22 protein-coding genes are annotated in these 20,138 nt (G+C 54.1%); 6 read left to right on the plus strand and 16 right to left on the minus strand.

The window, feature by feature from the left end; translation table 11 throughout:
- Positions 1–155 precede the first annotated feature (155 nt).
- Positions 156–1,184 (minus strand): competence type IV pilus assembly protein ComGB, encoded by a 1,029-nt coding sequence (comGB, locus tag GT3570_RS11815; RefSeq protein ID WP_047758066.1) that lies wholly within the window; start codon positions 1,182–1,184, stop codon positions 156–158.
- Positions 1,181–2,254, minus strand: coding sequence for a competence type IV pilus ATPase ComGA (gene comGA, locus GT3570_RS11820; protein WP_021322348.1), 1,074 nt, complete (start codon positions 2,252–2,254; stop codon positions 1,181–1,183). Before comGA ends, comGB begins: the two co-directional genes overlap by 4 nt.
- A 192-nt stretch (positions 2,255–2,446) precedes the next feature.
- On the opposite strand from comGA, the gene GT3570_RS11825 reads away from it, so the two are divergent.
- Both GT3570_RS11825 and GT3570_RS11830 read left to right on the plus strand, forming a co-directional pair.
- A complete protein-coding gene (locus GT3570_RS11825; RefSeq protein WP_011231918.1) occupies positions 2,447–3,145 on the plus strand; it encodes a helix-turn-helix transcriptional regulator in 699 nt (232 codons plus the stop codon).
- A 158-nt stretch (positions 3,146–3,303) separates the two neighbouring features.
- A complete protein-coding gene (locus GT3570_RS11830) occupies positions 3,304–3,546 on the plus strand; it encodes a DUF2626 family protein (protein WP_008879854.1) in 243 nt (80 codons plus the stop codon).
- Positions 3,547–3,629: 83 nt separating this feature from the next.
- On the opposite strand, the gene GT3570_RS11835 is transcribed toward GT3570_RS11830, so the two are convergent.
- Positions 3,630–4,763: a class I SAM-dependent methyltransferase gene (locus tag GT3570_RS11835; RefSeq protein WP_062899112.1), complete on the minus strand. Its 1,134-nt coding sequence runs from the start codon at positions 4,761–4,763 to the stop codon at positions 3,630–3,632.
- Between the two features lie 321 nt (positions 4,764–5,084).
- Positions 5,085–5,717 carry an MBL fold metallo-hydrolase gene (locus tag GT3570_RS11840; RefSeq protein ID WP_014196343.1) on the minus strand — a complete coding sequence of 211 codons (633 nt, stop codon included), beginning with the start codon at positions 5,715–5,717 and terminating at the stop codon, positions 5,085–5,087.
- 169 nt (positions 5,718–5,886) lie between these two features.
- Here GT3570_RS11840 and GT3570_RS18055 point away from each other — a divergent pair, with 169 nt between their 5' ends.
- Positions 5,887–6,063 (plus strand): DUF2759 domain-containing protein, encoded by a 177-nt coding sequence (locus GT3570_RS18055; RefSeq protein WP_011231921.1) that lies wholly within the window; start codon positions 5,887–5,889, stop codon positions 6,061–6,063.
- Positions 6,064–6,098: 35 nt separating this feature from the next.
- Here the strand turns inward: GT3570_RS18055 and GT3570_RS11845 are convergent, their stop codons facing one another.
- The 4 genes from GT3570_RS11845 to GT3570_RS11860 all read right to left on the minus strand — a co-directional run bounded on the left by GT3570_RS11845 (position 6,099) and on the right by GT3570_RS11860 (position 10,175).
- Positions 6,099–7,259, minus strand: coding sequence for a M14 family metallopeptidase (locus GT3570_RS11845; protein ID WP_062898811.1), 1,161 nt, complete (start codon positions 7,257–7,259; stop codon positions 6,099–6,101).
- A 183-nt stretch (positions 7,260–7,442) separates the two neighbouring features.
- Positions 7,443–8,396 carry an ROK family glucokinase gene (locus GT3570_RS11850; RefSeq protein ID WP_011231923.1) on the minus strand — a complete coding sequence of 318 codons (954 nt, stop codon included), beginning with the start codon at positions 8,394–8,396 and terminating at the stop codon, positions 7,443–7,445.
- Between the two features lie 7 nt (positions 8,397–8,403).
- On the minus strand, positions 8,404–8,616 hold the full coding sequence (locus GT3570_RS11855) for a YqgQ family protein (protein WP_011231924.1): 213 nt from the start codon (positions 8,614–8,616) through the stop codon (positions 8,404–8,406).
- Between the two features lie 95 nt (positions 8,617–8,711).
- Entirely contained in the window at positions 8,712–10,175 is a 1,464-nt protein-coding gene (locus GT3570_RS11860; protein WP_021322345.1) for a spore germination protein, read from the minus strand.
- Positions 10,176–10,300: 125 nt separating this feature from the next.
- Between GT3570_RS11860 and GT3570_RS11865 the strand changes: the two genes are divergently transcribed.
- Entirely contained in the window at positions 10,301–11,164 is an 864-nt protein-coding gene (locus GT3570_RS11865; RefSeq protein WP_062898812.1) for a hypothetical protein, read from the plus strand.
- A 50-nt stretch (positions 11,165–11,214) separates the two neighbouring features.
- Here the strand turns inward: GT3570_RS11865 and GT3570_RS11870 are convergent, their stop codons facing one another.
- The 5 genes from GT3570_RS11870 to rpmG all read right to left on the minus strand — a co-directional run bounded on the left by GT3570_RS11870 (position 11,215) and on the right by rpmG (position 14,345).
- Positions 11,215–12,384, minus strand: coding sequence for a rhomboid family intramembrane serine protease (locus GT3570_RS11870; RefSeq protein WP_014196348.1), 1,170 nt, complete (start codon positions 12,382–12,384; stop codon positions 11,215–11,217).
- A 165-nt stretch (positions 12,385–12,549) separates the two neighbouring features.
- Positions 12,550–12,729, minus strand: coding sequence for a hypothetical protein (locus tag GT3570_RS11875; protein ID WP_011231928.1), 180 nt, complete (start codon positions 12,727–12,729; stop codon positions 12,550–12,552).
- A gap of 77 nt (positions 12,730–12,806) precedes the next feature.
- Positions 12,807–13,580 carry a DUF92 domain-containing protein gene (locus GT3570_RS11880; protein ID WP_011231929.1) on the minus strand — a complete coding sequence of 258 codons (774 nt, stop codon included), beginning with the start codon at positions 13,578–13,580 and terminating at the stop codon, positions 12,807–12,809.
- Complete coding sequence (locus GT3570_RS11885; protein WP_062898813.1) at positions 13,570–14,142, minus strand: 5-formyltetrahydrofolate cyclo-ligase; 573 nt, start codon at positions 14,140–14,142, stop codon at positions 13,570–13,572. Before GT3570_RS11885 ends, GT3570_RS11880 begins: the two co-directional genes overlap by 11 nt.
- A gap of 53 nt (positions 14,143–14,195) precedes the next feature.
- Positions 14,196–14,345, minus strand: a complete 150-nt coding sequence (gene rpmG, locus GT3570_RS11890) for a 50S ribosomal protein L33 (protein ID WP_011231931.1) — start codon at positions 14,343–14,345, stop codon at positions 14,196–14,198.
- Between the two features lie 159 nt (positions 14,346–14,504).
- On the opposite strand from rpmG, the gene GT3570_RS11895 reads away from it, so the two are divergent.
- On the plus strand, positions 14,505–14,855 hold the full coding sequence (locus tag GT3570_RS11895; RefSeq protein WP_012820534.1) for a sigma factor-like helix-turn-helix DNA-binding protein: 351 nt from the start codon (positions 14,505–14,507) through the stop codon (positions 14,853–14,855).
- Complete coding sequence (locus GT3570_RS11900) at positions 14,852–15,301, plus strand: endolytic transglycosylase MltG (RefSeq protein WP_011231933.1); 450 nt, start codon at positions 14,852–14,854, stop codon at positions 15,299–15,301. The genes GT3570_RS11895 and GT3570_RS11900 overlap by 4 nt, the downstream gene beginning before the upstream one ends.
- Positions 15,302–15,446: 145 nt before the next feature.
- On the opposite strand, the gene pstB is transcribed toward GT3570_RS11900, so the two are convergent.
- The 3 genes from pstB to GT3570_RS11915 all read right to left on the minus strand — a co-directional run bounded on the left by pstB (position 15,447) and on the right by GT3570_RS11915 (position 20,066).
- The gene (gene pstB, locus GT3570_RS11905) at positions 15,447–16,256 is read right to left on the minus strand and encodes a phosphate ABC transporter ATP-binding protein PstB (protein WP_119878022.1); all 810 of its coding nucleotides are present in this window, start codon (positions 16,254–16,256) and stop codon (positions 15,447–15,449) included.
- A 330-nt stretch (positions 16,257–16,586) separates the two neighbouring features.
- The gene (locus GT3570_RS11910) at positions 16,587–18,701 is read right to left on the minus strand and encodes a peptidoglycan D,D-transpeptidase FtsI family protein (protein WP_062898814.1); all 2,115 of its coding nucleotides are present in this window, start codon (positions 18,699–18,701) and stop codon (positions 16,587–16,589) included.
- A gap of 72 nt (positions 18,702–18,773) precedes the next feature.
- On the minus strand, positions 18,774–20,066 hold the full coding sequence (locus GT3570_RS11915; RefSeq protein WP_062898815.1) for an MFS transporter: 1,293 nt from the start codon (positions 20,064–20,066) through the stop codon (positions 18,774–18,776).
- Positions 20,067–20,138 lie beyond the last annotated feature (72 nt).

Consider the following 20,138-nt stretch of genomic DNA (forward strand, 5'->3'; position numbering starts at 1 on the left):
TGGCCGGTTCAGTTCGATCCGTTCCTTGACCATCGAGTCTGTTCATTGATTGGGCCTTGGGAGGAGGGGCGCGTCCCTCTCTCAAGGAGCCAACATATCAAGATTGAGCATCTTGTTCCTACAGAGCCGTCCCATCCTTGTTAAACGGAAGTTATTTACAGTTCATTCAACATAGAAAACATCGGCAACAAAATCGCCAAATACATGCCGACGACAAACGAGCCAACCACCGCCAACAAAAGCGGCTGCATGCATTTTAAGACCGACTCGATTCGTTGTTCCATCACCTGCAGCAAAAACTCGCTGTAATGTTCAAGTTCTTTGCCAAGCTCGCCGTTCGACTGGCCGTGGCGGATGACAAGCGCCAGCTCTTGTTCGTAATAGCGGGCGGCGCCGATTAATCTGTCAAGCGCCATCCCTTTCATCAACCCGTGGCGAAGGCGCCGGCCTTCCATTTGCAAAAATGGCCAGGACGACGGCTCGCTGAACACGCCGAGCGCATCATAAACCGACAACCCGGCCTGCAGCAAGCGCCCGAGCTGTCGGGCAGTCAGGCAGGTGAGGAACAGTCTCAGAAACGAAGCAAGCCCTGGAATTCGCAAGGCGAATTGAAGTTTTCGGGAGACCGGCCAGCGGCGGAAATAAGCGGTGTAAAACAGCCCGGAGAACACCGCCAAGACGGCGATGGCCGCCATCGCCATAGGGGCATGGGCGACCACCGCAAGCAGCCAAGCGGTGTGCCCGCGTTGTGGAGAAAACGCCGCCGCCGCCCGTTCAAACTGCGGCAGCAGCCACCATTCCATCAAGACGAGCATGATGATGAGCAAAGAAAGAAGGAACAGCGGATAGCGGCTGAAGCGGTGAAGCTGCTCGTAGAAGCGCGCTTTTTGCGCCAGCGCTTCCCCTGTCTCTGCCATGCCGCGCGGTAAATCGCCATGCCGTTCGGCAAAAAAGAGAAGGTTAACCGCCATGCGGTCGACCGACAGCGCTTCGACAGCCGCAAACAGCGGCAGCCCGGCGCGCAGCTGCTGCAGACAGCGTTCCACTTCCATCCGGCGGTGTGTGGGAGCCTGAATGGCCAAAAACTCAAGCGCTTGCCCAAGGGGGTAACCGCGCTCGAGCAACCGGCCGAGCCGAGTGAAAAACAACGCCTGTTCAGCGAGCGGCCACATTTTGCGTTTCATCTTTCTCCCCCTCCGACGAGCTCAAGCATGCGAACGGGCAGGTAGCCGAGCGCAATCCCCTTGCGGATCAAGCGCGCCAGCGTCATATAAGAGCGCTTTGGCTTCCCTCTCCCATTGGAGAGGGAACGAATCACGTCCTCCAGCGCTGAACCGCAAAGCAACTCATAAACAGCCGTGCGCCGGCGTCGTCCAAGACGGCCGCACGATGGATGGCAATCGTCGCCGCACAGCGGGCAGCAAAGCTCGACAAGCCGCTGGGCAGAGACGGCAAGCAGCGTCTCGGCCAAATCGCCGAGCGGAATGCCGAATTCATGCAGCCGGTAGACGGCGCCGACTGCATCGGCGGCGTGCATCGTCGAGACGACCAAATGGCCGCTCAACGCTGAACGGATGGCAATGGCCGCCGTATCATGATCGCGGATCTCGCCGACCATCAACACATCCGGGTCATGGCGCAGCGCCGCTTTTAACCCGGCGGCGTATGTGATGCCTGCTTTTTCATTGATTTGCACTTGCAACAATCGTTCGTTCTGTTTTTCGATCGGATCTTCAAGCGTGATGATGTTGCGTTGCCTTTCAGCTTGGCAAAGATCAAGAAGGGTGTAGAGGGTCGTCGTTTTTCCCGACCCCGTCGGGCCGGTCAACAGCACAAGCCCTTGCGGATGCTGCATGAAGGAAAATAATCGTGCGGTGGAGCGGAAGAATAAAGATAGTTCGCGAAGCGGCAGCGAGAGGCGCTGCGGCAGAAGCCGAATGACGAGGCTTTCATCGTAGAGCGTCGGCAATGTCGATAAACGCAAATACACCGTTTCCCCAAACTCAGCCACTTCCATGGCGCCGCTTTGCGGACGGCGTCGTTCCCCGATGTCCATGCCGGCTAAAAATTTAAAGTGGGCGATGAGACGTTCCGCCGTTTCCTTCGAAAGCACGCCAACGTCGACAAGCATGCCATCAAGCCGAAGACGAACAGCGGCATCGCGGCGGCGCGGAACGAGGTGAAGATCCGAGGCGCGGCGCTGCACCGCTTCGGCGAGAAGGCGGTTTGCCGTTTGTTCGATCTCGTTCAGCACATATTCCCTCCTTTCGACAGACTGCTTTGTATTTCGACGAGCATGAGTCGTTATCCTGCTTTTGGCGCAGCTTTTTTGTGAAATTTTTTTGAATGTCAGTCCACTCACTGCCAATAGTGACAAAAATCATTCCTCGCTTTGGACGATTTCATTATAATAACCATATCAATGATTCATTTAGGAGGGAAACCAATGGAACAAACGCTGAAAATCACAAGCGTATTGTCTGACCCGACAAGATTTCATATTTATGAATATATGGCAAAAGTGCATCGCGAAGTTTCTGTTCAAGAAATCGCAGAAAAATTTCATATCCATCCAAACGTTGCCCGCTTGCATTTAACGAAGCTTGAAGACGTTCGCATGGTCGTATCGGATACGCAAAAAACGGGAAAAGGCGGGCGGCCGAGCCGGCTGTACCGCCTGTCCGACGAAGTGATCGGGCTGTATTTTCCGTTCCGCGATTATCAACTCCTCGCCCGCATCGCCATTCAAACGATGGCCAAACTCGGTCCCATTGGAAGCGAGGCGTTGCGTGAAACAGGAAAGCGGTTCGGCCGTGAGCTCATCGCCAGCCGTTTGCCGCATAACGGCACAGCGAGCGCGCTCACCATGGCGGACAAAATCGCCATAATGGAAGAGGCGGCCGAAGCGGCTGGATTTTTGCCGCAATTGCACTATGATGAAGAAAAAGGAGTGCTATACCTCGATATTTTCAACTGCCCGTTCAAAGAAATCGCCGCGCAAGCACCTGATACCGTCTGCGGCATGCACCACGCTTTTTTGGAGGGAATGGTCGAGACGCTGTTTGCCGGTGCTGAAGTAACGGAAACGGAAAATATGATGGAAGGCAGCCACCGCTGCGCCTACCGCACCATCATCCGTCCGTGACAGCGTCCCTCCTTCCTTCTTTTTTGTCTGAAGCAAGCAACGGCCGGCATTGGCATCATTTCTTACCACTTGTCCGAAAGCGTTATTTACATTCCCAATCATTGTACATTATAATAAGTAAGGACCAATGGTTTGCACAAACAAAGGAGGGATACATAATGGACCGCATGTTCCGCGTGCTCGCCTTTTGGACCGGCATTTTTGCTGTCATGTTTTACCTTGGCCATATGCATACGACGTCGCTCATCTTCTTTGGCCAAACCGTATTTTTCCTGTTCCTCGGCTTTTTAAAGCTGACCGAGAGAATGTACATTTACATTTTCGGGGCATATTTGACGATTTTCTTCGCGGCATTTACGTATTGGACGACTTTTATGATGGTGCCCGGCATGGGTGAATAAAAAACAGGCAGAACCTCCTGCCTGTTTTTTTGCCGCTTTGACCGGAACCCCTTTTCTCCATTGCAGATAGGCGAAGGAAGCCGTTAATCGGCCGGCAAAAACTCGGGCGCTGGCCAAAAGTGTCGCGCGGGGAGACTCATTCCTTTCTGCAAAATAAGCACGTCAAAAAAGCGGCTGACGCCATCGTCGGCGATCAGCGCGCGGATCATTCGATTTTGGCGGCTTGCCGGCGAAAAGAAATCGCCGCCTTCTGAAACGTTCCATTCATGCAAAAGGCCGGCCGCGAGCAAAAACCGATCTTGGCGAACGAACGCCACTTCCTCCCACCCAGCCTGACGGGCGTACAAGCGAAGCGCATCCCATTGTACATGGCTCGTCAAGTCCATCTCCCCCGGATGGCGAAGCGGGTCGGCAACAAGCTGATGGCGGAAATATCCGCGCAAGCTTCCATGCCGCCGTGCCGGGGCGCGCAACTGTTCGTCCGTATAGCCATAGTCGACCGTCACCATCACCGCCTGATGAAACAGCGGCCCAACCTCGAGCCAAAACGCCTTCATCGCGAGAGGCACCTCAAGCCTTTGCCCTTCAGCAAGATCCAATCCGCGCTCATGTAAATAGCGGACAATAGCGGGACGGCAAAGCGGCGCCTTTTCTTCAACGAGCCGGCCATCGCGGGCGGCGACAAAACATTCGTGCAAAACGCCGCCTTCCTTTACAATGACGTGAACGGGAAACGCATCAAAAAATTCGTTGCTAAACACAATGCCGGAAAACGGCCCACGCTCGGCCAGCCAGCGAGAGACATCGTCATATTGCTCCACCTTCTCGGCTGCGGGTTGAAGCGTTTCGCGCTGGCGCCGGCGGTGGAACGGGCTTTGGTCGATGATCGTATACGACAAGCGGTCGTATGTATGTGGACTTTTTTTCTTCCATTCTTCCAATACCGAAAGCGCCAATCTTCCGTCTCCGCCCCCCCACTCGCAAACAGCGGGCGGCAGGCCGCTCTGTTCCACCATCCGAACCCAAAGCGAAGCAAGCGCTTTGCCAAACACCGGCGCGAATGAGCTGTTCGTAAAAAAATCGCCTTCCTTGCCGATTTTCGCCCGCTCTCGCATATAGTAGCCGAATCGTTCGTCGTAAAGAACCATCTGCATGTAATCGGCGTACGACACCCGCCCACCCGGCGCTGCGGCAATCTGTTCATACAATCGACCCATCACCATTTCTCTACCCCGTCTTCATCATCATTCCGAAAGAAGCTCCCGCCTCAAGCAAAGTGAAGTGGGAGTCGTTCACTTTTTTACTGTTGACATAGTGAAAATAATCATATATTGTTATAGTAGCAGCTTAACTATATCCCCTCCCATTATTGTGGATAGAACATCCCCCAAAAACCCTTCTTGGCGCGGCTAAGAAGGGTTTTTTTGTGTGTTCCGGCGCCAGGAGGCCTTCCGTTGCGCTTTTCCTTGCCCAAAGGAGCCGCCTGCGTTTGCCCGAGGGAATTGCTTGTGTGAAGCCGACGTAGACGGCTTTTTTTCTTACGAAAACCCATGCAAAAACGGATTTGTATCCATCTCCGCGGCGATCGTCGTCTCTGGCCCATGGCCTGAAAGAACGATCGTTTCCTCCGGCAGCGTAAGCAGTTCGTCATGAATGCTTTTCAACAGCTGCTGATGGTTGCCGCCTGGCAAATCCGTGCGTCCGATGCTGCCGGCAAACAGCGCATCGCCGGAAAACACAATATTGGCTTGTTTGCAATAATACGAGACGCTGCCCGGGGAATGACCCGGCGTTTCGCGGACATCCAACGCAAACGGACCAATGTTCAGCACCGTCGGCCCTTTCAGGCATGTCGGTTCGCAGCGGACAGCGACCGGACCGCCGAAATAAAGCGAGCCATTCAATGCCGGATCTTGCAGCCATTGTTTTTCCTTTTCGTGCACATACACTGGAATGTCCCAGCGGGCAAGCACGTCCGGGATGCCGCCAATATGGTCAAAATGCGCATGCGTCAGCAAAATCGCCAACGGGGTCAGCCCTTTTTCCTCGATCCGGCGGACGAGCGCCGCGCCTTCCGCGCCGGGGTCAACGATCAGGCATTGTCGATCTGCAGACGACAACAAGTAAGCGTTGGCCTGAATCGGGCCGACAGGGATGCGCGTCCATTCCATGGCCATCTCCTCCTTTCCTTGACATGTCCAATATTTAACTTTATTTTACTGCTTTTTTTCAAGCGATGGAAGAGAAAAGAGAAAGGGACCTCGACAAATGGAGGAAAAAAGATTACAATGAAAAAGAATGGACACGTTTGTACATACTGTTTCATGAGGGGGTAAAACGATGGGTACGGTCATTATTTTTGCACTTGTGACGTTGCTTGCCCTTTATGGAATGCTCCGTACATTGCGCGAGAAAAACGTGCTCGGATTTTTGTTTGGACTTGCCACTACCGCCGTATTCGGCTGGTTTACCATCATGACCATTTTACATCATGGCATTCCAACCGGCACGCACTGAAAACGCAAGAGGCGAATCATGCCTCTTGCGTTTTTTTATGCCATTTTGAGCGCTGCTAAAAACAGGCCGAGGCTGTCGCGGTATATTCGCGCAAACTGCGAGAGCGGCAATGGATTGACACCCTCGCCGAGCTCCACCGTGTAACCGCGCCGTCTCCACGTTTGAATGAACCAATCGCGGTAGCCGGCATGGCTGTCAATGTAGCGAACAGCCTGGTAGCCGCTTGCTTCAGCCATCGCCTGAACCGTTGCCTTCGCCTCCGGCGGCTCGAACCCTTCATATCCCCAATAAATTTCCTTGCCTTGTGTATGAAACGCGACGACCATCGCAAAATCGCCCGACTCGGCGAGCGCCGCCATCGCTTTCGCCTCCGGCTCCGTAAGCGGGGCGAATCCTGGAAAATCACGCGGTGCCGGCGCTTTCGGCGGTTTGCGGGTCTGTTCTATTTCCCAGTTAGCTGGGAATTGATTGTTTAAATCAACGCCGCGGATGTTCGCTTTCCATTGCGAAAAGTCGAGCGATCCACCGTTGATGCAGACGACTTCGCTCCGATGCGGCTCTTCTTCCGGCGGGCCGTTCAGCACAAGGTTGACGCCGTCGGGATTGACCATCGGCACAACGGAAAGAGTCACTTTACGGTAATAATCAAGCACCCGATGGCCAGCAAGCTCGTCATCGTTAACCAACGCCCTCGCGTACTCGTCGATGAGCGCCATGATTACGGCCGTCGTGATCCACTCATTCGCGTGGAATGATCCGTTCATATGCACGCGCACCGGCCCGCGGCCGATTTGCAGTTCAACGAGCGGCAAGCCGAGAACGCTATGGCCGATCGTCCGCTGGCGCACAAACGGATAGCGACAGACGAGGGCGGTGATATCCTCCATCAAAGCGGCAAAATCGTACGGACGGACGCTGCGGACGACCGGGGACGAAATCCGCTTCGGCAGCGGCGCTGTTCCGTTGATGACCGCCATCGCCCCCGGCAGCCGCCGCAGCACCTCCGTCGGCAGCGATAGGCGGTCAGCGAGCGCTTCCCACGTATCGATCGGCGCGTATCCCGGGATGGCAACGGTCTGCCCAGGGCGCAATCCCTCTTCCACATGCGGATTCGAATCGATGATCAGTTCAGTCGGCACCGAAAACCATCGTCCATATGTTTCAAACGTATCGCCGGGCCATGCTTGAAGGTGCATGCGCCGTCTCCCCTTCCCATTTCTTTACCTTAACATATGTCGGCAGACGGCAAAAAATGAGCGCCTGGCAGGCGGCAGTGCACGAATGTTCGCAAACATCTCCTTCTTTAAAGTTCGTTCCAATCTCATATCATCCAACAATAAGAAAAGGCGCCCCAACCTTTTTGGGACACCTTCCGTTGTTTACGCGCCGACAAGCTCTTTCGCCAGCCAGGCGGCGCCGATGACGCCGGCATCGTTGCCAAGCGTCGCTAAAACAAGCTTCGCCCCAGCGGCGACGCGCGGGAACGCGAAGCGGCGGAAATGGGCGGCCACGCGCTCGACAAGCATGTCACCCGCCTTGGACACGCCGCCGCCGATCACGATTTTCTCCGGGTTCGTCACATTGGCGGCATTCGCCAACGCCCAACCAAGATAGTACGTTGCTTCATCGACCACTTCCAATGCCAGCGCATCGCCCGCTTTGGCGGCGTCAAACACCGCTTTGGCCGTCACATCCCCGTTGCGAAGCTCACTCGGTCGCTCATCTGCGGTCAATTTCTCCTTGGCGATCCGCACGATGCCGGTGGCGGACGCAATCGTTTCCAAACATCCGGTTTTGCCGCAGTTGCAACGGGCGCCGCCATCAGGGATCATCGTCATATGTCCGATCTCTCCGCCGGCGCCGTTTATGCCGCGCACAATGGCTCCGTTGGCAATCACACCGCCGCCAACGCCGGTGCCAAGCGTCACAAACAACAAATGGCGCGCTCCTCCCCCTGCTCCTTTCCACATTTCGCCAAGCGCGGCGAGATTGGCGTCATTATCGACCGAAACGGGCAGCCCCGTCGCCTCTTCCAGCCGTTGCTTCAATGGATAATTCGTCCACCCTATATTGACCGTCTCATACAACATGCCGGTTTCCTCTTCGACCGGTCCGGGGGCGCCGATGCCGGCGGCAAGCAGCCTCTCTTTCGCTCCGCCGAGCTGGGCGAGCGTCTTTTCAAGCGATCGGGCAATGTCAGCGACGATATGCTCACCGCGATTGGCGGTGTTCGTCGGAATTTCCCATTTGTGCACGATGTCACCCTCGGTGGTGACAAACGCCATTTTGATTGTCGTGCCCCCGAGGTCAATGCCTACCAACCATGGTTCCATTGCATCCTCATCCTTTTTTCATCCGTTTTTCCCGCTCCATTTGCGCTTCCTGCCGCAAAATAAACAAAGCGGCTTGCAGCTGTTTCGCATCGATCAGCTGGGACTGGTACAGCTCTTTCACTTCCTCTTCCATCAGCTCCAGATCAGCGAGCCGGTCGCCCACGTAAATGATCGTGCCAAACCGTTTCAACAGCTGCTGAACATCGTATACCGTCTTCATCATCATTCATGCTCCTTTTTTCCTCTTTTAATGTAGCGGCAAACGGCCGCGGCCGTCAAGACAAAAAACGCAGGCGCTAAAAATCAGCACCTGCGTCAGCGGTCAGGGTCGCGCGGGTGAAGAATCGCCGGCCGCCGGTTTTTGAGCGGCATCGGCGACCGGATGAGCACGTCGCGCATCGCTCGGTAGGAGAACGGGATGAACGGCCATAAGTACGGAACGCCAAATGACGTCATCCGCGCCAAGGCAAGAATCCAAACGGTGATGCCGATGACATAACCGTACAGGCCGAACAGGCCCGACAAAATGAGCAAGGCAATGCGGACGAGCCGGTTCGCCAAGCTCATTTCATAGCTGGGCGTCGCAAACGTACCGATGGCCGTAACGGAAAAATACAAAATCACTTCATTGGAAAAGAGTCCAACTTCCACCGCGATGCCGCCGATCATAAGCGCGGCGACGAGGCCGAGCGCGGTCGCCAGCGAAGACGGTGTATGAATGGCGGCCATTCGCAGCATATCCATCCCGATTTCAATCATCAAAATTTGTGCAAACAGCGGAATGTCTCCCAATTTGGCCTTTCCCAAAAACTGGAGTGGATCCGGCAACAGTTCCGGCTCGATCATGAGCAAATACCAAAGCGGCAGCAAAAACACCGACGCCCAAACGGCCAGAAAGCGGACGAGCCGCAAATACGCCCCGACGATCGGCTTATTCCGGTACTCTTCAGCGTGCTGCAAATGATGCCAAAACGTTGCCGGGGTAATAATGACACTTGGCGATCCATCGACGATCACAAGCACATGGCCTTCATACAAATGGGCCGCTGCCGTATCAGGGCGTTCCGTATAGCGGACAACCGGGTACGGATTCCAATGCCGTCCGGAAATAAACTCTTCCACCGTTTTCTCAGCCATAACCAGCCCGTCTGTGTCAATGGCGGTAATCGATTCCCGAACGCGGCGAACGAGTTCTGGGTCGGCTATTTCCTCGATATAGCAAATGCAAATATCGGTCTTCGAGCGCCGCGCCACCTGCACGTACTCCATGCGCAAGGAAGGGTCGCGGACGCGGCGGCGGATGAGCGCGGTGTTAAAGACGATCGTCTCGACAAAACCGTCGCGCGCCCCGCGTACGACCCGTTCCGTATCCGGCTCTTGCGGCCCGCGCACCGGATACGTGCGGGCGTCAATCAAAATGATCCGCTCAACGCCGTCAACGACTAATGCCGTCGGCCCAGCAAGCACCATCGCGACCGCTTCTTCCAAGTCGTCTGTCTGTCCGATCTCGACGTACGGAAGATATTTTTTCAGGAGCTTCTCAAGCGGGTGAACGTCCAGTTCGTGTTCCTCAAGCCGGGACAAATATCTCATCAAATAATGCAAAATATCGTCTTTGACAAATCCGTCAATCATAAACAACGCCATCGCCCGGCCGCCATATTCGACGTCAAGGCGAATGACATCGAAGCTCTTCCCGACTCCAAGCCGTTCGGCTAAATAGGATGCATTGTCATGAAGGCGACGGGACGCCAGGCGTTTGGGCATCTGTTTCTCCATCGTCATCCCCCTGCATCGTTTGCACTGTATACTCCCCATCATAGACAAGCATGAGGAAATTCATACATAAATGTTCCTTGCAATGCATATATTGGTGAAAACCTTGTCCAATCCGGGAGGATGTCATGAAACGATGGATGATCCCCTTCATGGCGCTTGCTTTTTTCCTTGCCGCCGCGCTCGCCTCGCTGTGGGAGCACGATCAGACCGCTGAAACGATCAAGTTTTTCCCGCTTGATCGCGAAGCGGCGTTCATCGAAGCGAAAACATCGCTTGCGCTTGAGGGCGGCAATGAACCCGGACGCTACGCGCTCCGCTGGTCAGCCGCCTCCATTTTAAACCGCCGCGCCTATTTGCGTCAGGACGTCTCGTTGTTGTTTGCCGATGGCCGCTTGGCCGATGTGCTGTCGAAATGGAAAACGAACACGGATGCCATCGACATGGAAAAGACGGTCCGGATGCGGGACAGCCGCTTTTTTCAAGCCGTCTCGTTCCATCACGGCGAGCTGCATACAGGAGAGAACATCACAAGCAGCCAAACGATGTCAAGCAGCTATTTGTACGTCATTGACTCACCGTACCATCCGCGCGCATCGTTCCGGCGGCCAAGAACAGATGACGAGCGCGAATGGCAGCGCGTCTTGAACAAAGCCACGAATGAATTTCTTCGTCATAAAGCGGACGAGCTGCTCACCCACTTTTCTTTGTCAAAGAAAGATTATTACGCCCTTTATTTGCCGGAGCTCGTCGCCTACACGGAACAACCGTTGCCGGGGTTGTCAACGGCAAAAACGCAAACCGTCATCGGCCGTCTTTGGGAAGGATTGTACAAGTCGTACATCCTTGGCATAAAAAAAGAGGATGGATCCATCCTCTCGCCAATCGGCAGCACGATGCCGCTCATTCTCATTCGCAAAGATTACAGTAGGCTCTTCGTTCTCATTGAAGCGAAAACCGGGGAAAAAGTGATGCTCGTGCAACTTCTTTAACACATTTCGAAAAGAGGCCTCCCACTTCAAACAAAGCGAAGTGGGGGCGTTTACCGAAATCCGATCCATAAGCCAGCGGCGACAAGCAACGCCGCCACCGCCAACGCTCCCGCCTGCCGCCCTAAAGCGGTGTGTTTTGGCAAATGAACGACGCCAGCCGCCAAAAAACCGCCAACCAGTCCGCCGATATGGCCGGCGTTGTCGATGCCGGGAACAAGCAGGCCAAACAACAGGTTGACGATGATTAAACTGATGACGTTCATCCCCATCGTTCGAAAAAATAAATGCCGGTAGACAGTGCCGAAGTAAAGAAGAGCCCCGAACAGCCCGAAAATGGCTCCCGACGCCCCGGCCGATAATGACGGTGTAAACAAAAAACTCGCCAGCGCTCCGAAAAATCCAGCCGTTACGTAAATGAACAAAAAGCGAAGCGAGCCGTACAGCCGCTCAACCGTGATCCCTAAATAATACAAGGCGAGCGTGTTGGTCAGCAGATGCAAAAAACCAATATGCAAAAACATTGGCGTCAACAGCCGCCACCATTCTCCCGCCTCAATGAGCGGATTGAATTTGGCGCCGTAGTGGATCAACACATCCGGATTCGTGCTCCCGCCGCTCCATTCGAGAACCAAAAACATCGCAACCTGCACGACGATGAACAGCCGGGTGAACATCGGCTTGCCATACTCAAAAATGCGCCGTTCCTCCTCACGGCGGCGCCGCCATTCGCGGACCACCTCGCGCTTTAAGCGCTCGGCGGCAGCAAACGGATCGGACGTTTCCACAGGCGGCTCAAAACGGAGCGCAACACCCGTCATCTCCGCAAGCCGCGGCAGCACGTCCCCCATATTGCCGCTGTGAAGGAGGAGCGTATGAAGCACGCCATCGGACACTCCAGAGAGCGGCAACGGCTCGGCGACAAGAAATTCCCAATCGTCAACCGGCGGATACACCATCACATAAACATTGATGACCCGGCCCGCTTTGCTGAAATTCCATCCCCTCATTTGCTGAACGAATTGCCATGTATATTCCATATCAAGGCGCAACGATCGGCTCCAATCAAAATCAGCGCGCACGAGGCGGATGAGTGTTGGGCGACGCCAATGGTTTGATTCCAGCCATACTTCATCGGCCTGCTCAGACATCCGTACGATGCGGTAGCCGCCGCGAGACAAACGCTGAACAAGCTGCCAAAACAGTACATCCATCGTTCCCATCACGTTCTCCTCTCCCTTTCCCTGGCGAGGCCAAGTCCGACAAACAGCAACAAAGCCAACTCATCGACCGTCCGGCAAACCGGAGCGAATGGGCCGGCGGGCGCCGGCCGCGGCGGCCGGTTTTTTCATAACCGACTTCTTCAAAAATGATTCACCGCTATTGCATCATGGACGCAACATTTGCGAAACAAGAGCGTTGCGCACAGGAGGAATGTGGAGCGCAAATCGGACAAGTTGCTTTCGCAACGACGGAACGCGCAATGCGAAGGCGGCCATTCGGTAGCGATAGCGGTAAGCAAGACATCCAGCGGCAACGACAAGCAGCGGGTACGACCATTTATTCATCGTTGTTCCTCCTTCATCATATGACATGCTCGTTATTCTTTTTCCCTTTTTCTCTCCAAATATGAAGCGGGGCGCGTCTAACGCGCCAGCACGAAGGCGGCCAGCACCGCAAAGATGACCGAAAGAACGTTCACCGCATCATTGTCAAGCCACCGCCAGCCTTTCATATGAATGGTCGCCTGCCCGCAATGCCATTTCCGCTCAGTCGTCGCCCCGCATGCCGGACAGCGGTAAGCCGCTTGCCAAGCCGCGCCAAGCCACGTATCGAACCAGCTGCCGAGCCAACCGAAAAAGGCAAGAGTAAAAACGGGTCGGACGTCGAGAAAAAACACGCCAACAGCCGCAATAAACAGTGCGCCGGCAAACGAAGCAGCCGTGCCAAGGAGCGTCACAGCCCCTGAGGTGCCGGCTTCCACCGGCCGAAAGCTCGGCCAAACCCGAGGCGGCCACGGGCTTAAAGAACCGATTTCAGATGCCCACGTATCAGCGTTCGCTGCAGCGACGGCGACAACAAACAGATCATCCCAAATCGGGTCGGGACGGACAGCGGCCAATAGCGCCAACACGGCCGGCACCCCGCCATTGGCCAGCACTTGGATGGCATCGCGCCGCCCGCCTTTCGCCAATTTTTCAGACAGTTTTGCCTTGCGTTGCCTTCCGATGTGGCTAAAGAAGCTGGAGCTGACAAAAAAGCAGCCTAACACCCATATTCCGCCCCATGAAAAGCCGCATCCAACCGCTGCGCCGATGACAACGGTTGCCGCCGCTCCTGATATGGACAACAAGCGCAACAACCACCCGCCGCCGGCGGCGAGGGCAGAGACCGCGATATACCACCATTCATCGCTCACAGTGAAGAACTCCTTGATCAGTAATAATGAATTTCACCGGCACATCATGCTCCTCGGCCGGAATGTCGTCCATCACTTGAAAGGAGTAAGCCAGCGCTGCCGTCACCGCCGAAGCTCCCGGCAAATATCGATCGTAATACCCGCCGCCATAGCCGATCCGGTAGCCGGTTTTGGCAAAACAGACCCCCGGGACAATGATGAGATCAAACTCATCGCGGTCGATCGGCGTTGTTTGTTTTTCAATCGGCTCAAACAATCCGGCGTACGCTTTTTCGAGCTGGGAAAACGACTCAAGCCGCCGAAAGGACATCGTTTTCGCCCTTGGATCGCATTTCGGGACGCCGATCGTTTTTCCTTCCCGCCACGCCTGTTCAATGATCGGCAAGGTGTTGACTTCCGTCTCTCTCGACACCGTCATGGCGATCGTCCGCGCCGTTTGCCATAATGGCCACCGATATAAATGAGCGGCGATTTGCCGATCGTACATCTCTTTTTCTGCCGCTTTAAGCTGCCGAAGCTGATTCAACATGCGCTGGCGCCATTCCTGTTTGCCGTCCATCATCTTCCCCTTCCTCCCATAAAGATAAAAAGCAGCAGGAATCATCTTCCCACTGCTTACTTCGTTTCGCGGTGCAACGTGACTTTGCGATCGCGCGGGCAATATTTTTTCAATTCCAAACGCTCTGGGTTGTTGCGTTTATTTTTCGATGTAATATAGTTGCGTTCGCCGCATTCTGTGCATGCCAATGTAATGTTCACGCGCATCTTTTTTCCCTCCAAACGAGCTTTATACTTTATATATAATCAGACCTTTCTATGATACCATTTTTCTTCGGCGATTTCCACCTCTAAATTTCATCTTTGTTCAATAAGAGCGCCACAAGCAGAGAATGGTATGGTATAGTGAAAAGGGGAGGGATGCATGTGGTGGAATACGCAATCATCGCTTTGGCAGCTCTAGCCATTATTCTCCTTGTTCTTTCCTTTTTTGCGAAAGATGAACTGAAACCGCTCGAAGAACAAATCGATCATTTGACCGTTTCCCTGGCGCAAGAAACGTACCAGATCAAAAAGCGGCTGCAAGTCATCGAGGAGGAGCTCCTCATTCCGGAGCGGCAACGGTCCGCTTCGCCGCGGCTTGGCGGATCATTGTCGCCGGCCGATCGGCGCATCTTGTTTTTGCATAAACAAGGATTCCCGCTCGAAGACATCGCCCGTGAGACGGGGCTGACCGTTGCGGAAGTCGAGCGGGCGGTAAGGAGGTTGCGCCGATGAACAAGCGATCCATGCGTTCGTTTTCCCTCGGGTTGCTTGTATCGACAGCACTGATCGGCGCCTCGTATTACGCTTCACCCCCGGCTGCACCGACGGAAGCGGAAATCAAGACGTTCCTCAAACAGCATGGGCTTGTCGCCGTGGCGAAAGAGGAATACGACAGGCTCCGCAGCGCTCAGCCGAACGCCGCTCCGAAAGCGGCGTCCAAGCAGATGTCCGAACCATCAGGGCAAACCGTTTACGTCTATCGACTCGTTATTCAAAAAGGAGATACGCCAGAGACCTTTGCCCGCGAACTTGAAGAGGCTGGCATCATTCAAAGCGCCCGCGCCTTCAACGACTACTTGGAACAACATGGGCTGACGCGCTCCATCCGCCCCGGCGTCTACAACGTGCGGAGCGATATGGACTACGCAGCGATCGGCCGTTTGATTGCCGAACCATAACGAAAGAAGGTGTCCCTCCCAAAGGACCGGGACACCTTTTCTTAAGGCTGTGTCTGCGCATCAAACAGCGTTTTTTTGAAAGAAACACATCTTTTTTGAAACGAACTTTTTGTCCGTCATGCCTGACGCCCTCCGGCCGCTTTTATCATCCGAACCGCCCGGCGATATAATCCGCCGTCCGCTGATCAGCTGGACGAGAAAACAACGTTTTTGTCTCTCCGTACTCAATCACTTCTCCGTTTAAGAAAAACGCTGTCCGATCGGAAATGCGAGCCGCCTGCTGCATATTATGCGTGACAATGATGATGCTGTATTTTGTTTTCAGCTCGCCCATCAACTCCTCGACCTTCGCTGTCGAAATGGGATCGAGCGCTGATGTCGGTTCATCCATTAAAATGACATCCGGCTCGACGGCCAAACAGCGGGCGATGCACAGCCGCTGCTGTTGGCCGCCCGATAAACCGAGGGCATTTTCATGAAGCCGATCTTTGACTTCCTCCCAGAGCGCCGCTTGGCGCAAGCTTTTTTCGACGATCTCATCGAGCCGCCGCCGGTCGCGGATCCCATGAATGCGCGGCCCATAGGCGACGTTGTCATAAATCGACTTTGGAAACGGGTTGGGCTTTTGAAACACCATGCCCACTTGCGTCCGCAGCTGTTCAACAGGGTATGACGTGTCAAAAATGCGGCGGCCGCGATACAAAATCTCCCCTTCGAGCCGGACGTTTGGAATGAGCTCGATCATTCGATTGAGCGTTTTGATATAGGTTGACTTGCCGCATCCTGACGGGCCGATAATCGCTGTAATCTCGCGTTCATAAAAAGACAGGTGAATATGTTTTAACGCATGATGCTCGCCATACCATACGTTCAGTCCATTCGTTTCGTAAACAACCTCTTTTTTCACCAACTGGGCCGAAGGAATGTCCTCTTTTCGGCGCTCCACCACCGCCATCGTACTCATCGGCGTGACTCCTTTCATTTCCTTCCGCCCTCACTGGCAGCGGAAGATCGAGTTTTTCCTATCATAAGCATACAAAACGATCGTTAACGCTGTGTGGACGGTATGTAAAGTTTTTGTAAACGAACATCATTTTTTGGCTCTTCACCACAACATGTACTTGACAAGCAATACGGTTTCCTGCACAAAGATATGCAAAACGTGCTGATTTTCCCTCACAAGCGTAAATAGGGTATGTTCAGAAAAAATCAAGTACAACTTTTAGTGAAGATCCATTTTTTTGCAAGCGCAAAAAAAGAGGCGCCTGGCTAGGCGCCTTTCATGTCAGCGCGCATCGGCGGCCTCCGCACCGCCTTGCGCATCGAAGCTGCTCCCGCCTCCGGCCGCCCGCTTCGCTTTCAATTCAAAATAGGCGTCCAAAATGCGGCGGCCGATCCGGTCATTAATCCCGTCGCTCTCCCCTTGCGTCGCCCACGGGACGACAACGGCGAACGACACTTCTGGATCGTTGTACGGCGCATAGCCAACAAGCGTCAAGTTGTACGTTGGATCATTCCGTCGGCTTTGGATCGGTCCATCGTAAAACGCCTCTGCCGTCCCCGTTTTGCCGGCCGGCTTGTACGAAGCACTCGCAAAGTACGAATACGCCGTTCCGCCCGGCTCTTGCATCACACGGCGGAATCCTTCTTGCACCCGCTTGATGTATTCCGTCTTCATATCAATCCGGTTTAGCACAACCGGTTCGAACCGTTTCATGATCCGGCCAAGTTTTTTTCCGTCAGCCGACGGCTCACGAATTTCTTTGACAAGCTGCGGCTTCATCCGATAGCCGCCGTTGGCGATCGTCGAGACGTATTGCGCCAGCTGCATCGGCGTATACATATCGTACTGGCCGATGGCTAAGTCGAGCAAAAATCCGCCGCGCGTGCTTTGTCCTTGGAAGCCGCTAAGTTCGTTCGGCAAATCGATGCCCGTTTTCACGCCAAGGCCAAATTGGCTGAAATAGTGGCGAATCGTCGCAAATGCCTCTGGATTGATGCGAAGCGGCGCGTGCGGACGGTACACACCGCCCCCGATGGCGATCGCTGTTTTGAACATATAGACGTTCGACGACTGCTTGAGCGCTGTCAGTTCGTTGATCGTCCCCATCGTCTTCCATGATTTTTTCACCGGGGTTCCTTTAATATACAGCGGCTCGTCCTTTATATACGTATTCGGATGAAGCACCCCGGTTTGAAAGCCGGTGAGAACGGTCGCCCCTTTCACCGCCGATCCCATCGCATAGGCGGACGTGATGTTGCCGATGGCAAAGTCGACAAATTTGCCGTCTTGAAGAAGCTTGCCGGCCATCGCCAACACTTCGCCCGTCTTCGGGTTCATCATGACGACAAACGCCCGGTCCAAGAGCGGCGATCGGCCTTTGCGCTTCGTCGCCAGAATCTCTTGTTGAATGATTTGCTCAACCTTTTGCTGGAGCTCGGCATCAATGGTTAACACGAGGTCTTTGCCGCGCTCGCCTGGATACACTTGCTCAACCGAGATGACATTGCCCGATTTGTCAACAACGTTTTTCACTTTTGCCTTTTTGCCGTGCAGCACTTCTTCATACTGCATCTCCAAATAGCTTTTGCCGACGCGGTCATTGCGGCTGTAGTCGCGGGCTAAAAAGTAATCGAGCCGTTCGCGCGGGACGCCTTCGTCTTCTTCAGTCACACTGCCGAGCACAGAGCGGAATGTGTTGTCATAGACGTATTTCCGGTCCCAATCCACCGTCGTATTGACGCCGGGCAGCTCGCTCAAATGCTCGCTGACGACCGCATATTCGCGGTCGGTCACTCCTTTGCTTTTGACCGTCTGTGGCGTCAAGGCGTAGCCGCTCTCCATCTCATGTTTAATGGCGATCACTTCAAGCTCTGCTTTCGAAATTTGCGCCAAATCTTGCTTGGTGATGCGATCGAGCGTCCACTCGTACACTTTTTTGTCGATCTCTTTTTGCGTCAATCCTTGATCAGCGAGCTTTTTCCGTTCTTGTTCGCTCACCTTCCGTTTCGCTTCTTTCGGATGCGTTAAAATCCAATAATCTTTCATATCGCGCTCAGTTACTTTTTTCTCAGCATCGGGAATGTCGATGTATTGGGCAAGTTTCCTTGCTACGTCCAATATTTCTTCCGGCTGTGTCGTTTTGGAGCGCGTGTACGTAATCGCCTTTTGCGGTGTGTTGTCGACGATCACGCGGCCGAATCGATCGTAAATTTTGCCGCGCGGCACCGGCGTGCTGACGATTTCATCCTGCGTTCGCTCCACTTCGCGCCGATAATCTTCACCGTAGACGATTTGTACGACGCCAAGGCGTAAAATCAGTGCTGAAAACAACAAAAAAACAAAGAAAAACAAAATGTTTAACCGAATCGGCACTTGTGCTCGCTTTTTCCGTTTCATCCCCCGGTCCTCCTTCTCCTCCCCCTATTGTAAAAGAAAAAGTCGGTCATGGCTAGGGAAAAACTTGGCCCCTCACACCGGCGAACGGCCTCGTTCGCCGGCCAGCTTCGGCCGAAGCAAAAGCCTCTCGCGCTGATCGCGCTCCGGACGGCCATCGGTGAAGCGAATGCGGCGGACAAACCAATAAATCACCAAATGCCCGGCCCCGCACACAAACATAAGCACCCGAATGCCAGCCTCTTCACCAAAGAGCGCCATAGCCGTCAAAAAGGCTAAAATCGATGCCACCCGTCCGGCGTTTAAAAACAATTCCCGGACAACAATGTATTCGACGCGCGCCTCGGCCGATTTCCAGCTCTTTCCGATGACGTCAAACGTCAAGGAGGAATACGGAACAAGCAGCAATGGATACGCAATGGCGATCGTGATGGCATAAAGAATGAGGCGCGGATAGGTCGGATGGAAAACGATCAAAAAAATCGCCCCATATAGCAGCGCTCCTCCCAACAAAATCGCTTTCATCCGATATTCACGCTTGATCAGCCGGGAGACGGCATAATAGGCGACAAACGATGTAAACGAGTTGACAAGCCCGAATTTGCCGAGCGCCCATTCACTTCCAGAAGTGACGTACACAAGCACGGAAATGATAAACACAAACGTGCCTTCGCGCAATCCTTGAAAAAAGTGGGCATTCGTAATGAGCCGCCAGTTCCGGTTTTCATTCCGCTCCTTTAAAATGCGGACGAACAAATAGTTTCCCGCGGCCGCGCGGCGCTTCAAGAAAAAGCTGAGCAGCACAGCGACAAGAAACAAGCCGAGCGACAGCGAGAAAACGAACGTATACCCTTTCGCTCCATGGAGCGATGAGATGATATAACCGGCGACAATCGGCCCGATCATGCCGGCTGATGAGGTCAACACCCCGAAAAAACCGTTAAAAAAGTCGCGCGTCTCCGGTTCGGTAATTTCAAATGTCAACACGTTAAATGCCAGCCAATAAAAACCATAGCCGACGCCGAGCAGCGCACCGAGAAAAAGCAAATATTGATGGGCGCGAGAGCCGACCAGCAAAACCGTGACAAAAAAAACGGCTAAACACGACACTCCAAGCCGCAAAACGAGAATGCGGTCAATTTGTTTTGCCATCCGGCCGGCGAAAATAAACGTCAGCGGCTGCATCGTGACAATCGCCAAATTGTATAGCGCCAAGTCGCGGAAATCGCCGGTCTGTTTCCATAAATAAATGTTGACAAACGTGTTCGACAGGGAAACACCGAGCGCGTAAACCCCACCGATGCAAAGCAAAAGCAACAAATCGCGGTTCACTTGTTCTTGGCCGGTTAGTTTTTGGAAAAATGCCATTGCAAACTCCCCTTTTCATCTATCCGGTAGTGTGGCCGTTTCCGCAGCCTCTATGCACCCGGCGCGAAGAAA

The sequence above is a fragment of the Geobacillus thermoleovorans genome, assembly GCF_001610955.1.
Lineage (GTDB): Bacteria > Bacillota > Bacilli > Bacillales > Anoxybacillaceae > Geobacillus > Geobacillus thermoleovorans.